The following is a 14,525-nucleotide window of genomic DNA, read 5'->3' on the forward strand; positions in this document are numbered from 1 at the left end:
GCCGTTACGTGGCGTGAGGGACCGAGCGCAGCAGGGCGCGCAGGCCGTCGGCGTCGAGCAGGTCGACCGGGCGCAGCGTCGTGTTGTGGCGGACGTAGTGGAACGCGGCCCGCACCTGGTCCAGCGGCACACCGGACAGGCTCGCCCACGCGAGCCGGTACGCGGCCAGCTGGACGCTGAGCGCGGGCAGGACGTCCGCCTCCGGCACCCGCCCGGTCTTCCAGTCGACGACGGTCCAGCCGCCGTCCGGGTCGAGGAACACCGCGTCCATCCGGCCCCGCACGCCGACGCCGTCGATCTCGGTGGAGAACGGGACCTCGACCTCGTGCGGGGTGCGGCCCGCCCAGTCGCTGCGCAGGAAGGCCACGCGCAGCACCTCGAGATCCGTGTCGGGGGCGGCCTCGTCGTCGGCCGCGCCGGGCAGCTCGTCGAGGTCGAGCAGGGCGCGGGAGCCGAAGCGGCGCTCCAGCCAGGCGTGGAAGGCGGTGCCGCGCCGGGCCACCGGGTTCGGCGGGTACGGCAGCGGCCTGCGCAGCTTGCGGGCCAACCGCTCCGGGTCGGCGGCCAGCTCCACGAGCTGGCTGACGGTGAGGTGGTCGGGCAGCGTGATCTCCTCGCGGTGCCCGGCGGCGGCGCGTTCGGCGAGCAGCACGTCGGTGTCGCGGACCCAGCCGTCGGCGTCGTCCGGGTCGTCGTCGAACTCGTGCCCGGCGCGCAGCGCGGCCAGCTCGGCGCGGACCATGGCGGCACCGGTGGCCACATCGGACCGCCTGCCGCGCAACGGGTCAGCGGGGAACTGCGCGGACTTCACCACCGCGGCCAACGGGTTCTCCGCGTCCTCCTCGGGTTCCTCGACCCACGTGTCGACGAGGTCCGGGTAGTCGGCGAGTTCGGTGAGGAAGTCCGACGGGCCGCGGGGTTTGCCGCCCGTGCGGGCCCACCAGTGGCCGGAGACCAGCAGCGACCGCTCGGAACGGGTCAGCGCGACGTAGAACAGCCGCCGCTCCTCCAGCAGGCCGCGGTCGGCGAACTCCTCGTTGTGGATCTTCAGCGCCTCCTCGACCTCCTTGCGGTTCGCCGCGCCCGCCAGGTTCAACCTCGGCAGGTCCGCGGCGTCACCGCGCAGGTCGGCGGGCAGCTCGGTGACCGTGCGCAGCCAGCTGCCGCCGCGCCTGCCACTGGGGAACACGTCCTGGACCAGGTGTGGGACGGCCACGACCTCCCACTCCAACCCCTTCGCCGAGTGCACGGTGACGATCTGCACCCGGTCCTCGGCGACCTCGACCTCGCCGGGTTCCAGCCCGTCCTCGGCGCTCTCGGCGGTGGCCAGGTAGTCGAGCAGGGCCGCGAGGCTGGCCGACGGGCTGGCCTGCGCGTAGTCGGCGACCACGTCGGCGAAGGCGTCGAGGTGGGCGCGGCCCGCGCCGCCCCGGCGCGCGGTGGCCTCGATGTCGAGCAGCATGGTCCGCTCGACGTCGGCGACCAGTTCCGGCAGCGGCTGGTCGAGCCTGCGGCGCAGCATGGTCAGCTCGTGCCCGAGGGCACGGACCCGCTGGTAGCCGGGTTCGGAGTAGGTCTCGCGCGGACCGGGGTCGTCGATCGCGTCGACCAGCCCGGCCTGCTCGGCACCCTCCCCGGGGACCAGGGCACCGGGTTCGGTCGCGTACGCACCGGCCAGAGCTCCCGCGCGCCGCCAGAGCGCGGCCAGGTCGGCGGCGCCGACGCGCCAACGGGACCCGGTGAGCAGCCGGGCGGCGGCGGTGCCCGCGAGCGGGTCGATCAGCACCCGCAGTGCGCTGACCAGGTCGCGCACCTCGGGTTCGTCGAGCAGGCCACCGAGGCCGACGACCTCGACGGGCAGTCCGCGTTCGCGCAGGGCGACGGCGAGGTCGGTCATGTCGGCGCGGCGCCGGACCAGGACCGCCGTGGTCGGCGGCTTCCCGTGTTCCTCGACGCCGGCGTACCAGCGTTTCGCGACCTGGTCGGCGATCCACCGCACCTCGGTGTCTACATCGGACAAAAGCGCGATCCGGATGTCGCCCGCAGGCGCGCCTTCGCGGGCGCGCAGCTCGTCGACCTCGAGTCCCTTGGAGCGCAGGGGGGCGGAGACGGCGTTGGCGAGGTCGAGCACCTCGGGCGGGTTGCGGAAGCTGGTGAGCAGGCCGTAGCGGGCGGCGGGGGCCTTGCGGCCGCGGTGCTTCTGCGGGAAGTCGGTGGTGAACCGGGGCAGGTTGGCCGCGCTGGCGCCGCGCCAGCCGTAGATGGCCTGGGCGGGGTCGCCGACGGCGGTGACCGGCATGGGGTCGGCGTCGGGGTACTCCAGGGAGCTGCCGAACAGGGAGCGCAGCAGCACGCGCTGCGAGTGGCCGGTGTCCTGGTACTCGTCGAGCAGCACGGCGCCGAACCGGTCGCGTTCCCCGCGCACGACCTCGGGGTGCCCGGCGGCCAGGCGCGCGGCGAGCGACATCTGGTCGCCGAAGTCCAGCGCGCCGTCCCGGCGCTTGCGGTCGGCGTAGGCGGCGACCAGCGGCAGCAGGGCCAGGCGGAAGCGCTGGGTGACGACGACCTTCCGCAGGTCCTGGCTGAGGTCCGCGCGCTGCCCCTTGGCCCGGGGCGCGTCCTCGATGGCGGCGGCGACGGCCAGGGCGTGCCGGGTCAGGTCTTCCGGGTCGACGAGGTGCTCGGCCAGTTCACCGGCGAGCGCGAGGACGTACTGGGTGACGGTGGCGGGGACGTAGTCGGTGTCGAGGTCCTGGCCCCAGGTGGCGACCACGCGGTGCGCGGTCTGCCAGGAGGCGGTCTCGGTGAGCAGCCGCGCGCCGGGCTCCACGGGGAGCCGGAGGCCGTGCTCGGCGACGAGCCTGCCCGCGTAGGCGTGGTAGGTGAGGATCGTCGGTTCCCCGGCGAACACGGCGGCCTTGCGCTCGCCGGTGGGGTCGAGCCGGTCGAGCAGCCGCGACCCGGCGAGCCTGCGCAGCCGGGCGCGCACCCGGTCGGCCAGCTGACGGGCGGCCTTGCGGGTGAACGTGAGCCCCAGCACCCGGTCCGGCGTGACCAACCCGTTGGCCACCAACCAGACCACGCGCCCGGCCATGGTCTCGGTCTTCCCGGCACCGGCCCCCGCCACCACCAGCGCGGGCTCCGGCGGCGCCGCGATGACCTCGGCCTGCTCCCGCGTCGGCGCGGGCAACCCGAGTTCCTCGGCGAGTTCCCTGGGGCTGACCAGCGCCAACCCGGGCAGCGGTAGACTCAAGGCGCGAGGCAGTCCAGGTCGAGGCGCAGCGGGCACGGGTCGGCGACCTCGAGGGTGCCGCCCACGACGTGCAGCGACTCCTTGTACCCACCCGCGACCAGCGTGTAAGCGGTCACGGTGACCGGCGGTTCCGGCTCGACGAGCCAGAAGTGCCGGATCCCGGCGCGCGCGTACTGCGCGGGCTTGCGGAGCCGGTCGATCCGCCGGGAACCGGGCGAGACGACCTCGACGACCAAGCGGACGTCCGCGGCGTTCACCAACGGCGAGCCGAGATCGATCCCGGCCGCGGTCACGGACAGATCCGGCACGCGCACGGTGGAACCCGGCAGCTCCACCCCGATCTCCAGGAACACCGCGAGATCAGCGGGGACCTGCGCTTCGACCCGGGCGAACAGCCTGCCGAGCACCCGCATGTGCAGGGGCGCGGGGGGTGGGCTCACGGAGAGGGCACCTTCGTCGAGTTCGTACCGGTGGCGTTCGTCGGGGCGCAGCGCCGTGAACTGGCGCACCGTGTAACGGCGCCCCGCGCGGTGGACCGGACTCGAACTCACGAGCGTCAATCTACCTCGCGAAAGGTCGGTTTTCCCGTTCTGCCCCTGTCGATCACCCGACTTCGGGACAGCGGCGGGAGCGCGGACCGCGGCGGCTCGGCGACCGGGTCCTTCGCCCCCGGCATCCTGTCGATGCGTCTTCATGAACGGCGAAGCTAGCGGGAAGCCGTCGGGAAATCACGCCAATCCGACCACCGATACCCGTTGCGGGGACGGGAAACGGGGAATCGCCTATTCGGTGACCTGTCGACCACTGGGATGCAGCGGGCAAGCCGTGCGGACTGGGCAACGGGGGCAATCCGGGTTCTCGTAGGCAGTGTATTCCGGACCCACCGTGGAGGCCGCCGCGTCCCGGACGATCTTGAGCCAGTGCTCGACGCCCTCGCCCTCGACCGGGGACTGGTTGCGTTCGGTGGCACCGGTCTTCTTGTTCGCCTTGGCCACGTACAGCAGGCGCGCGCCGCCGGGTTCCTTGCTGAGATCGGTGAACGCCCCGTAGGCCACCGCCAGCTGGTACACCGCCAGCTGCGGGTTTTCCTGCGCGTCATTCGCGCTGACGGGCGATTTCCCCGTCTTGATGTCAACGATTACCGGGCGGCCCTCGTTGTCCACTTCCAAACGGTCCACCCGACCGCTGACCGTGATCTGGCCCGGCAGTTCCACCCGCACTTCACGCTCGACCGCCACCTGGGTCAACTCGTTGCGGGTGGAGTGCATCCAGCTCAGGAAGGTGTCGACCATCGCGCGGACCCGCTGCTGTTCCCGGCGCGAGAACCAGGGGGCGCCCGCGTCGACCGCCGACCACGCCTTGTCCAGTTCGGCCATCAGCTCCGCGCGCGTGGCCCCCGAGGCCGCCGCCTGGGCCAGCGCGTGGACCAGGGTGCCCGTGATCGCCGCGAGCTGGGTCGGGTCCTGGCCGCCGTGGCGCTCCACCACCCAGCGCACCGGGCACTTGGCCAGGATTTCCACTGTGGACGGTGACACGCGCACCGGTTCGTCCGCCGCGCGCAGTGGCGCCACCGTGGACAGCTCCGGCAGGCCGTACCAGCCGTCCGGGTGCGCCCCGGGCACGCCCGCCGCCGCGAGCCGGGCCAGTTGGCGCGCGGCCAAGGCCCGGCGGTCCGGGTCGACCTCGTTGTCGCACACCACCTGCCGCAGTTCACCCACAAGGTCCGCGAGGATCAGTGCCCGCTCGGGCTCGGCCATCGGCACCGGGCTGTCGATGTCGGTGGTCTCGGCGCCCGCGAGTTCGGCCAGGAATCGCGACGGCTGCTCCTCCTCCCCCCGCACCGCGCTCACCAGCAGCTTCTCCCGCGCGCGCGACGCGGCCACCAGCAGCAGCCTGCGCTCCTCGGCCAGCAGCGGCGCCGTCGCCGAGACCTGTTCCCGCACACCGGAAAGCACGTCGACCAGCCGCTCCACGCCGAGCAGCGAACCGCGCAGCCGCAGGTCCGGCCACGCGCCCTCCTGCACCCCGGGCACCGCCACAACCGTCCACTCGCGACCGGCGGCGGCGTGCGCGGTCAGCACCGCCACCGCGTCCCCTTGCGGCGCGGATGGCGCGAGCGTGTCGCCCGCGATCCGTTGCACGGCGATGTGGTCGACGAACCCGACGACGTCGGCGCCGGGGAACCGCTCGGCGTAGCGCTCGGCCATGTGGAACAGGGCGACGATCGCGTCGAGGTCCCGGTCCGCCTGCGCGCCGACGGGCCCGCCCCGGCCCGCGACCGCGACCCAGCGCGCCTCCAGACCGCTGGACTGCCAGAGGTTCCACAGGACCAGCTCCAGCCCGATCCCGTCCGCGATCCCCTTGCGCACCTCGGCGATCAGCCCGGCCACCCGCCGCACCGGTCCCGCCTCGGTGTCGGCGAGCGCGCTGAGCCGGTCGTTGTCCTCCAGCACCTCGACCAGCAGCTCGTCGCTGGACTTGGCACCACCGGAAGTCAGTTCGAGCCGACGCAGACCGCGCCGCAAACGCCGCAGCGCCAACGGATCCGCACCGCCGAGCTGCGATGCCAGCAGGCTCTCCGCGAGCGGTGGGTCCAATAGGGACGGTATAGCCGCGCACCGCAGCAACGTCAGCAGCGGCCGAACCGCGGGCTGTTGCGCCAATGGCAGTTCATCCCCGGGCGCGGCCACCGGCACACCCGCCGACGCGAGCGCGCGGTGCAGCACCGGGATCGACCGGGTCGCGGAGCGCACGAGCACGGCCATGTCGGCCCACGGCACACCGTCGATCAGGTGCGCGCGCCGGAGCTGGTTGGCCACCCAGCTCGCCTCCGCCGCCGCGGACGGGTGCAGCCGCACGGTGACGGTCCCGCCCTTGTCCTTCGCCTTGTCCACGCGCCGGGCTCCACCGCCGGGCAGCCGCGCGGCCAGGTGCGACACGGCTTTGCGCACGGCGGGTGCCATGCGGTGGCCCGGGCCGAGCAGGACGGTGCTGTCCGGTTCGGCGTCGCGCAGTAGGCGGGGATCCGCGCCGCGGAAGGAGAAAATGCCCTGGTCCGGGTCGCCTGCGACGACGAATTCCTTGGCCGCCACGCCCAATCGACGCAGCAGCGCGTACTGCAACGGGTCGAGGTGCTGCGCGTCGTCGACGAGCAGGTACCGCACGCGGTCGCGTTCGGCGCTGAGGAGTTCGTCGTCGGTCTCGAACGCCAACAGCGCGCTGGCAACCAGTTCCGCGGCGTCCAAAGCGGGCGCGGTGGTGTGCGCGATACCGCTGTCCGCCGACCCGAGCAGCAGCGTCACCTGCTCGTACTGCTCCCCGAACCGGCCCGCCGCGACCCACTCGTCGCGCCCCTCCTCGCGGCCGAGGTCGATGAGGTCCTCCGGCCCGAGCCCGCGCTCGGCGGCGCGGAGCAGCAGGTCGCGCAGTTCCTCGGCGAACCCGGGGATCCCCAGCGCCGGTCGCAACCGCTCCGGCCAGTGCCGGGCACCCAGCTCGACGTCGCCCTCCAGCAGGTCGCGGATGACCGCGTCCTGTTCCGGGCCGGACAGCAGGCGCGGGCCGGGGCCGTCGCGCAACATGGCCTGGATCCGCAGCACCGCGAAGGCGTACGAGTGCACGGTGCGCACGAGCGGTTCACGGACGGTGTGCGCGACGCCCTGCCCCGTGAGCAGTGCGGTGATGCGCGCGCGGAGGTCGACGGCGGCGCGGCGGCTGGCGGTGAGCACCAGCAGCTGCGCGGGGTCCACGCCGCCGCGCAGCACCCGATCGGCGGCCAGTTCGGCCAACAGGGTGGTCTTGCCCGAGCCGGGGCCACCGATGACGCGGACGAACCCGTCGGCGCCCGTGAGGACGCGTCTGGCCTGGTCGGCCCAGTCGAGGGTGCGCCCGGCGGCCGCGGGCCTGCGGACCAGGCGCGGCGCGATCGGGGACTTCCCGGCGACCATCCGCCGATTGGACCACGCGGCCGCGGCGGGCCCGACGGCGGCACGCCCATCGCGGCGCGCCGGAATATTCCGGCGCCCGCGTGCGTCTACCGCACTGAGGCGATCACGAGCAGTGCGGCGCCACCGGGCTTGGCACACTGGTGCCCCGGCGGTGCGGAGTCGAAGAGGTGGGCGTGGACGAGGAACTGCACGAGAAGGTCCGACAGGCGATCCAGGCCATCCCGCACGGCCGGGTGGCGACCTACGGCGACATCGCCGACCTCACGCGCGCCCCGTCGCCCCGGCTCATCGGCAAGATCCTGTCCGAGGACGGCCACGACCTGCCTTGGCACCGCGTCCTCAGGGCGAACGGGACCCCGGCTCCGCACCTGGCGCGTGAGCAGCTCGAACGCCTCCGCGCCGAAGGTGTGCTGACCGAGGGGGAGAAGGTGGACCTGCGCGCCTACCGGTGGGCGGACGTGGTGCCGGAGCCGGAGCGGGGGCTGTTCTGAAGCCTTAGGGGCGCCTGCCGAGGGAGGCGTCGAGGCCGAGCATCTCGAGCAGCCGCTGGCAGTCGGCGGCGTCGGCGGCGTGGTCGGCCACCGTGCGCACGGCCTTGCTGCACTGCTCGGCGTTGTGCAGGGATTCGATCTCGCGTGCCGCGGCGATCCTGCCCGGAGACGCGGCAGTGGTTTGGGCGAGCGTCATGGCAACACCTTCCTTGGGGGCGGCCGGTGCCTGCGGATGAGCGTCGAGGTCGCTCACAGGGGATCCGAGTGCCCGGCCTGCCGGGGGAGGCATTCACTCTTTCAGCCCAGTCGGGCTCAGACAAGAGGCCGTATGGACCCGTTCTGTTAAGCGAGTGTGTTGTCCGGCCACACATGCTCACACACCGCGATTGCCCGCGCACGAAGAGGGTCGTGTCGGTGCGGGGTGCGAGACTGCGCACCGTGCTGTGTGACTACTTCGCCGCCCCGTCCGACGACGCCGCGGCCGGAGCGCTCGAGGCCTTCGACGTCGAGTTCGTCGACTTCAAGAACGCTGACCCGTTCGTCCTGTTCGGCAAGCTCGAGGCCCTGCTGACCGGCGCCACCTACGGGGCCGTGACGGCCGACCCCCGGCAGGGCGACCTCATCGCCGCCGAAGACGAGTGCCTGGTCGTCAGCGTGACCGACGCGCTGACGACGGCCCTGGCCACCGCCACCCCGGAAGCCCTCGCCGCGGCGGCCGCGGCGTGGACCGGGGCGGACGAGTGGTTCGGCCCCGCCCTGGAGCCCTCCGCCGCGGACCTGGCGGGCCTCGCCGACTACCTGCTCACCGGTCTGACCGCGACGGCGGCCCTTGCCACGTCTGCCCAGGCCCGGGGCGAGCGGTTGTACTGCCGGGCATCGGTCTGACCCGCCGCACGGCGAACACAACCAGCCCACTCACGAGGGAAACCCCGCCCGCGACCACGGTTATGAGTCCTACTCCCATACCGACAAGACGCTCGTCGCCGACCGGGGTTCCGCCCGGGCTCCCGATTTCACACTGTCCACAATGGAGCTATCTGCCGCGCCCGCGGCACCCGTCGCCACGCGACCACCGCCGGTAACCCAACCCGGCCCGACCTGCGATCCACCCTGAAGCACCCGCGCCACAACGCCCCAGCGGCGCCTCCACGGCGCCCCCGACGGCGCCGGGACCCAACCAAGATCATCCCCCCGGACTCCCGGGGCCCACCCCCGTTTCCAGCCTATCGATGCTGGTCAGCGGGCCGCAAGGGAGTCTGCCGGGGCTGTGGACAACTACCGGGCATGGGGATCGAGGTCGGCGGCGCTGAGGTGCGCGGCCGGGATCCGGCCGAGCCTGCCCGCCTGGTAGTCCTCGAAGGCGTCGACGATCTCCTGGCGGGTGTTCATCACGAACGGGCCGTAGCGGGCGACCGGTTCGTTGATCGGCAGACCACCCAGGACCAGGATCTCCCAGGTCGGCGAGTTGCCCGGCTGGGTGTCCGCCGCGCGGACCGTCAGCGCGGAGCCCGCGGTGAACACGGCGAGCTCACCCTCCGCCAGCGGACGCCCCTCGGGTCCGACCGCACCACGCCCGGACAGCACGTACACCAGCGCGTTGAAGTCCTCCGGCCACGGCATGTCCAGCCGCGCGCCTGCGGCCACCGTGGCGTGCACGTACGTGATCGGCGTGTAGGTCGCCCCGGGACCCCGGTGGCCCGCCAGGTCGCCCGCGATGACGCGGACCAGCGCGCCGCCGTCGTCGCTGGCCAGGAGGCGAGCGTCGGACGCGCCGATGTCCTGGTAGCGCGGCGGGGTCATCTTCAGCGACCGCGGCAGGTTCACCCACAGTTGGACACCGTGGAACAACCCGCCCTTGGCGACCAGTTCCGGCGGCGGCACCTCATTGTGCAGGATCCCCGAGCCCGCGGTCATCCACTGGGTTGAGCCGTCGGTGATCAGACCGCCGCCGCCGATGGAGTCGGTGTGCGCCATCGCGCCGTCGATCATGTAGGTGACGGTCTCGAAGCCGCGGTGCGGGTGCCACGGCGCGCCCTTGGCCTCGCCGGGGCCGTACTCGACGGCGCCCATGTGGTCGAGCAGCAGGAACGGGTCCGCCATGGCCAGGTCGACGCTCGGGAACGGGCGCCGGACCTGGAACCCCTCGCCCTCGGTGAAGGTCCCGGCCCGCACGGTGGCGCGCACCCGGCGCCACGCGGTCCCGTCCTCGGGCAACGCGGGCAGGCGGGGCAGGGTCAGGGTGTCCGCGGTGACAGCGGGCATGACCGCCTCCTCAACACACCGGGGCCACCCCTGCGGCGACCCGACACCCCCACCAACATGGTTGCGCGCGCAATTATTCCACCCGGACGGTCAGCGCTGCGGCCACATCGAGTAGATGAGGTTGTCCTCGTCCACGCACACGACCTGCGGCATCATCGGCTCCAACACCTGGTCGCACATCATCGGCCCGATCGTCACGGGCGACTTGACGGTGGCGGGCTTGGGCCGCTCGGCGTAGTAGTCGAACAGGATCGCGGCGGCCTGCTCGCAGTTGAGCCGCCCGGTCGGCGTCTCGATGACGACGGCGAGCATGTCCTTGCCGAGCGCACCCTTGAACGGCCGGTCGCAGTACTGGGCGGGCAGGGATTCCAGGACCTTGTAGTCGACGCCGTCGACGTCGGTCGGCTCCGCCTTGGACGTGGCGGTCGTCGGACTCGGCTTGCTGGTCCGGGTCGTCGGCTTCGTCGTGGTCGTCGACGGCTTGGTCGTCGACGTCCGCGAGCTCGACGTCGCGGTCTCCGCGGAACCCACCACCGGGCTACCGGTGACGGCGGTGGAGCAGCCGGCGAGCACCACTGCCAGCAGGGGTAAGACGACCTTCAGCTTCATGTCCGCATGGTCGGTCCACCACGAACCGCCGTTACGGAAGGAGCGGCAAAAGCCGAGGTCAGCACCCTGTGAGAACCATCTCGGGCACCGCGCGGAACCACACGGGAAGCGCGAGCGTCCCACCTGGTCAGTCCATTGAGGACGCGACGACCGTTACCGCACGATCGGTGGAATCTTCCCCGCTCACCCCGGCGGCACCGCGACCACGCCCCTACGGTGTCACGGTGCTCCTCCGATCCACGGCCCTGGCGCTGGCCTGTCTGGCTGTCGCGGGCTGCGCGTCCGCCACTTCCCACGCCGAGGTCGCCGCCACGCGTCCCGCCCCCACCACCACGACGGAGGCCCCACCCGAGGCCCTGGCCTCCGAGACTTCGGGCCCGGCCACCCCCGAGCCACGCCCCGGTATCACCGTGGCCACCCCGAAGGTCGTCCCCGACGCCGTCGACTGCGTCAGCTACGTCCCCCTGATCAGCAAGGCCACCGGCACCAGAGCCACCCAGATCGCGGACGAGCAGACAACCGCCGTCTGCCGCTACCGCCTCCCCTACCCACGAGGCACAACGAACGTCGCCGTCTTCTTCCGCGCGGAACCCCCAGGCACCCCCAGCTACACCAAAACCGAAGACATCAACGGCAACACCGCCTACACCGTCCTCGGCGAAGACCCGTCCGCCTGCGGCCTCTCCATCACCCTGGACCGCTACCTGGCCCCCAACCAGCACGGCTCCCACCTGACCGTCCTGGGCACCTTCGAAACCGCCCCCTGCGCCACCACCCGAAAAATCACCGACGCGGTCTTCGACCGCCTAGCCGACGCCTAGCCACACCCAGCTCGCCCAACTTCCCTTCCCCACCTTCTCTCTTCCCTTCCCTCTTCTCCATTCTCTTCTTTCTCACCCAGCCATCCTCAAAACCGCCACAAGATCCCAGCCCCCACAGAACGCAACGCGCCCCTGCCATACGCCTTGATTGGGTGGACTTGCTTTGTGTGGGGGGACGGACCCGCCAAGCTCGCCTGCGGGTGGGGTGGGCTTGCCCCTCCCACCGCTTTTCCCCGCCGCAGGTCCGTAGGGGCCCCGCGCAAAGCAAGTTCACTCAATCAAGGCCGCGCATCTTTTCCGCGAACAGCCGGACCGATCAACCCAACCACGATCCCAACCGGCACCCCCGCAGCACAAAGATGATCAACGCACGCCTCCGGCCCCCAATGCCAATTCTAGCCAAGGGGGCCGACAGCTCCGAGCGAAGACGATCATGCCTGTGCACAACTCAAGGCGCGCCCCCGGTAGCACCCGGATCAGCCGCCCAACCGCCGCCAAGTCAGCGAAGATCAAACCGATGCCTCCGGCCCAATGCCACTAACTTACGGAGCATCGTTGCAGGTCAACGGCATCTTGAGGGTGCCGTGCGAGAGGCAGGCGGCACGTGCGACGACGCCCTGCGGCACACCATACTTCCATGGCCCGCATTGGGGCATCGAGCGAACACGCAACCCACTGTCGCAAGTGGACTTGATCCGAGTGTTCCAGAGGTCGATCGCCAATCGCTTAGACCGATACTGGCCAGCGAAAACGCGCTAAGTTAGTGGCATTGTGCCTCCGGCCCCCACTATCCATCCTAGCCAAGAGGGCCGACAATCCCGGCTGAAGATGATCAAGCCTGTGCACAACTCCCCAAGCACGCGGGCACACCCAACCAAGCCCCGGCTTTCCGCGATGAGTTGAACAAAGCCCAGATCAGGCCACCCAAGCCTTCCACGCAGGCAACAACACCGCGAGCAACCCCTCCGGATTCTCCACCGCAGGCGAATGCCCAGCCCCCACCACAGTCACGAACTCCGACCCCAACCGCTCAGCCATCCACCGCTGCAACGACGTAGGCCAAGCGTCGTCCGTTTCCCCGCACACCACCAACCGAGGCGTCTCCCCCAACGCCTCCCCCAACTCTCCCACCAGATCCGGTTCGGTCCGCAACCCGGCGCTCATCCCCAGCAACGACTCCGGCCGATTCCGCAAGAACCTCAAGTTCAAGAACTCCCGAACCGGCTCCGCCAACGAAAGCCACCGCGGATTCCCCGCGTTCAGCACCTCCAACGCCCGGTGCGCCCCCGCGATCCCCTGCGCCCGCAGCAACGGCTCCCCGAGGTCCAACACCTGCCGCCGCGGCCCATGCGGCAAATCCGCGGGCCCCGAACTCAACAACGTGAGCCCCCGAACCCGAGCCCCCGCCAACACCGCCCGCCGAACCACCAACCCGCCGTACGAGTGCCCCAGCAGCACCACCGGCCGATCCAACCCGTTCACCAGCCCGGCAACCACATCCCCGAGCGGCCCAGGCAGGTACTCGTCCTCCACCGCGGGCCCGGTGGAATCCTGCTGCCCGGGCAGATCCACCGCCAACGGCGAGAACCCGGCCGCGGCGAGCGGGTCCAGCAACGGCGCGAAGTCCTCCTTCGACCCCGTGTAGCCGGGCACCAACACCGCGTACGGCCCGCCCGTATCCGCCAGCAGCGCCCCGATCGGACCGTACGGCCCCGAGTACTCCACCGCGGCGGCGGAATGCGAAGTCAACTGGGAGTGCATACCCCCGAGTGTGCCCGCCTCAGTGCAGGGCGACCACCGTGTCACCCCGTTGCTCGAGCACCACGGGCCCCACGGTCGACATCGTCACCGGCCCGGAGTACCCCTCGCGGTCGACCGGGATCGTCCCGATCCGATCACCGCTGGCCTGGTCGATCACCACGAGACCGTTCGCCACCGGCAGCAGCGCCCGACCGGCGAACACCACACCCGGCCCCAGCGTGTCCGGGACAGTCCTGAGTGGACTCAGGTCGATCGCGGACAGCACGACCGTGCGCGACCCCGTGTACCAGTGGTACGTGGCCGTCGCGGTCGACACCAGCGGGCTGTGCCCGGGCGGATCCGCGCGCAGGTCCGAAGAGCCCAGTTCCACCGGGTACGTCCCCTGCACCTGCCCCTGTTCGTTGTAGACCACCACACGACCCGGGTCGGGCAGGGCGACCGCGGTCAGGGTGTTGTTCATGGCGACCACCTGGGCGCCGCGCCCGTCGAGCAGCAGGCTGGTGACCTCCTCCGGCTTGTCCGACTCGGCCGGGGCCGCGCGCAGGACGGTCAGGCGGTCGGTGGTCTCGTCCGGGCAGGACTCGACCACCGCGACCTTGCCGGGGGTGGTCAGCACGGTGTGGAACTCGCAGTCGGTGCGCGGCTGCTTGCCGGGGTTCACCTTCGCCGCGACCGTGCCGTACTCGAGGGTCTTCACCAGGTCCGAGCGCAGCGACAGCAGCAGCTTGGACCCGGTGAACGTCGCGTAGTCGACGCCGTCGTCGAGCAGCTTGGTGCCCAGCTCGGCGTCGCTGTGCCGCTGCCGGTCGCGCTCGCCGGAGGTCGGCTTCAGCGCGGTGATCTCGCTGCACCCGCCCTCGGCGCGGGGGTCGCCCGACGGGAGCAGGCCGCTGCCGGTGCGGTAGACGGCGATGACCTTCTTCCACGACACGCCGATGGTGCACAGGTCGAGGCCGCGCCGGTAGGTCCAGCGGACGTCGCCGGTGCGCGGGTCGCGGCCCGCCACCTCGCCGCCGTCACCGGTGACGACCGTGGACGCGATGTCCTGGTCGTTCTGGTCGATGCCGACGACCACGGGCTGCCAGGTGGCCGGGCTCTTGGCCCGCCACGCCTCGCCCAGCGACGGGGGGAAGACCTCCGGCTGGGCGAGGTACCCGGGGTTCACGTCGGTGGTGCGGCTCTCGGTCGCGTTGACCTCGCTGGTCTGCCAGACCAACACCAGTCCCGCGACCAGGGCCACGATGACGACCAGCAGCAGCACCCAGTCGCGACGGCGGTTGAAGCCGTGCCTGGGGCCGACCCGCACAGGTGCGGGCGGGACGTCCCCGTCGAGCACGTCCTCGCCGCTGACCACCTGGTTCGTGGGGTTCCCTAGCGTCAC

Annotated in this window: 11 protein-coding genes; 3 read left to right on the plus strand and 8 right to left on the minus strand. The window is 71.7% G+C overall.

Annotation, left to right across the window (positions count from 1 at the left end):
- Positions 1–4: 4 nt before the first annotated feature.
- From CLV40_RS32005 to CLV40_RS32015, 3 genes are all read right to left on the minus strand, one after another.
- Complete coding sequence (locus tag CLV40_RS32005) at positions 5–3,253, minus strand: ATP-dependent helicase (protein WP_245931692.1); 3,249 nt, start codon at positions 3,251–3,253, stop codon at positions 5–7.
- The gene (locus tag CLV40_RS32010; RefSeq protein WP_181043869.1) at positions 3,250–3,804 is read right to left on the minus strand and encodes a Uma2 family endonuclease; all 555 of its coding nucleotides are present in this window, start codon (positions 3,802–3,804) and stop codon (positions 3,250–3,252) included. Before CLV40_RS32010 ends, CLV40_RS32005 begins: the two co-directional genes overlap by 4 nt.
- Before the next feature lie 231 nt (positions 3,805–4,035).
- Positions 4,036–7,200 carry an ATP-dependent helicase gene (locus CLV40_RS32015; protein ID WP_104482748.1) on the minus strand — a complete coding sequence of 1,055 codons (3,165 nt, stop codon included), beginning with the start codon at positions 7,198–7,200 and terminating at the stop codon, positions 4,036–4,038.
- A 173-nt stretch (positions 7,201–7,373) separates the two neighbouring features.
- Here CLV40_RS32015 and CLV40_RS32020 point away from each other — a divergent pair, with 173 nt between their 5' ends.
- On the plus strand, positions 7,374–7,691 hold the full coding sequence (locus CLV40_RS32020; RefSeq protein WP_104482778.1) for an MGMT family protein: 318 nt from the start codon (positions 7,374–7,376) through the stop codon (positions 7,689–7,691).
- Between the two features lie 4 nt (positions 7,692–7,695).
- On the opposite strand, the gene CLV40_RS32025 is transcribed toward CLV40_RS32020, so the two are convergent.
- Complete coding sequence (locus CLV40_RS32025; protein WP_104482749.1) at positions 7,696–7,887, minus strand: hypothetical protein; 192 nt, start codon at positions 7,885–7,887, stop codon at positions 7,696–7,698.
- A 218-nt stretch (positions 7,888–8,105) separates the two neighbouring features.
- Between CLV40_RS32025 and CLV40_RS32030 the strand changes: the two genes are divergently transcribed.
- Positions 8,106–8,576, plus strand: a complete 471-nt coding sequence (locus tag CLV40_RS32030; RefSeq protein WP_146108322.1) for a hypothetical protein — start codon at positions 8,106–8,108, stop codon at positions 8,574–8,576.
- A 390-nt stretch (positions 8,577–8,966) separates the two neighbouring features.
- Here CLV40_RS32030 and CLV40_RS32035 read toward each other — a convergent pair whose 3' ends face one another.
- Together CLV40_RS32035 and CLV40_RS32040 are read right to left on the minus strand one after the other, a co-directional pair.
- Positions 8,967–9,953, minus strand: a complete 987-nt coding sequence (locus tag CLV40_RS32035; RefSeq protein WP_104482751.1) for a pirin family protein — start codon at positions 9,951–9,953, stop codon at positions 8,967–8,969.
- A gap of 90 nt (positions 9,954–10,043) precedes the next feature.
- Positions 10,044–10,562: a hypothetical protein gene (locus tag CLV40_RS32040; protein ID WP_104482752.1), complete on the minus strand. Its 519-nt coding sequence runs from the start codon at positions 10,560–10,562 to the stop codon at positions 10,044–10,046.
- 224 nt (positions 10,563–10,786) lie between these two features.
- On the opposite strand from CLV40_RS32040, the gene CLV40_RS32045 reads away from it, so the two are divergent.
- Positions 10,787–11,383 carry a hypothetical protein gene (locus CLV40_RS32045; protein WP_146108323.1) on the plus strand — a complete coding sequence of 199 codons (597 nt, stop codon included), beginning with the start codon at positions 10,787–10,789 and terminating at the stop codon, positions 11,381–11,383.
- Between the two features lie 915 nt (positions 11,384–12,298).
- Here CLV40_RS32045 and CLV40_RS32050 read toward each other — a convergent pair.
- Together CLV40_RS32050 and CLV40_RS32055 are read right to left on the minus strand one after the other, a co-directional pair.
- On the minus strand, positions 12,299–13,144 hold the full coding sequence (locus CLV40_RS32050) for an alpha/beta fold hydrolase (RefSeq protein WP_104482754.1): 846 nt from the start codon (positions 13,142–13,144) through the stop codon (positions 12,299–12,301).
- Between the two features lie 19 nt (positions 13,145–13,163).
- On the minus strand, positions 13,164–14,525 hold the full coding sequence (locus tag CLV40_RS32055; protein ID WP_146108324.1) for an Rv3212 family protein: 1,362 nt from the start codon (positions 14,523–14,525) through the stop codon (positions 13,164–13,166).

Origin of the sequence: Actinokineospora auranticolor (assembly GCF_002934265.1) — a bacterium.
Classification (GTDB): Bacteria; Actinomycetota; Actinomycetes; order Mycobacteriales; family Pseudonocardiaceae; genus Actinokineospora; species Actinokineospora auranticolor.

What these genes read in the sequence shown, in the direction of transcription:
- CLV40_RS32015 (WP_104482748.1), bottom strand. Translation starts at nt 7,200, where the DNA reads ATGGTCGCCGGGAAGTCCCCGATCGCGCCGCGCCTGGTCCGCAGGCCC.
- CLV40_RS32025 (WP_104482749.1), bottom strand. Translation starts at nt 7,887, where the DNA reads ATGACGCTCGCCCAAACCACTGCCGCGTCTCCGGGCAGGATCGCCGCG.
- CLV40_RS32035 (WP_104482751.1), bottom strand. Translation starts at nt 9,953, where the DNA reads ATGCCCGCTGTCACCGCGGACACCCTGACCCTGCCCCGCCTGCCCGCG.
- CLV40_RS32040 (WP_104482752.1), bottom strand. Translation starts at nt 10,562, where the DNA reads ATGAAGCTGAAGGTCGTCTTACCCCTGCTGGCAGTGGTGCTCGCCGGC.
- CLV40_RS32050 (WP_104482754.1), bottom strand. Translation starts at nt 13,144, where the DNA reads ATGCACTCCCAGTTGACTTCGCATTCCGCCGCCGCGGTGGAGTACTCG.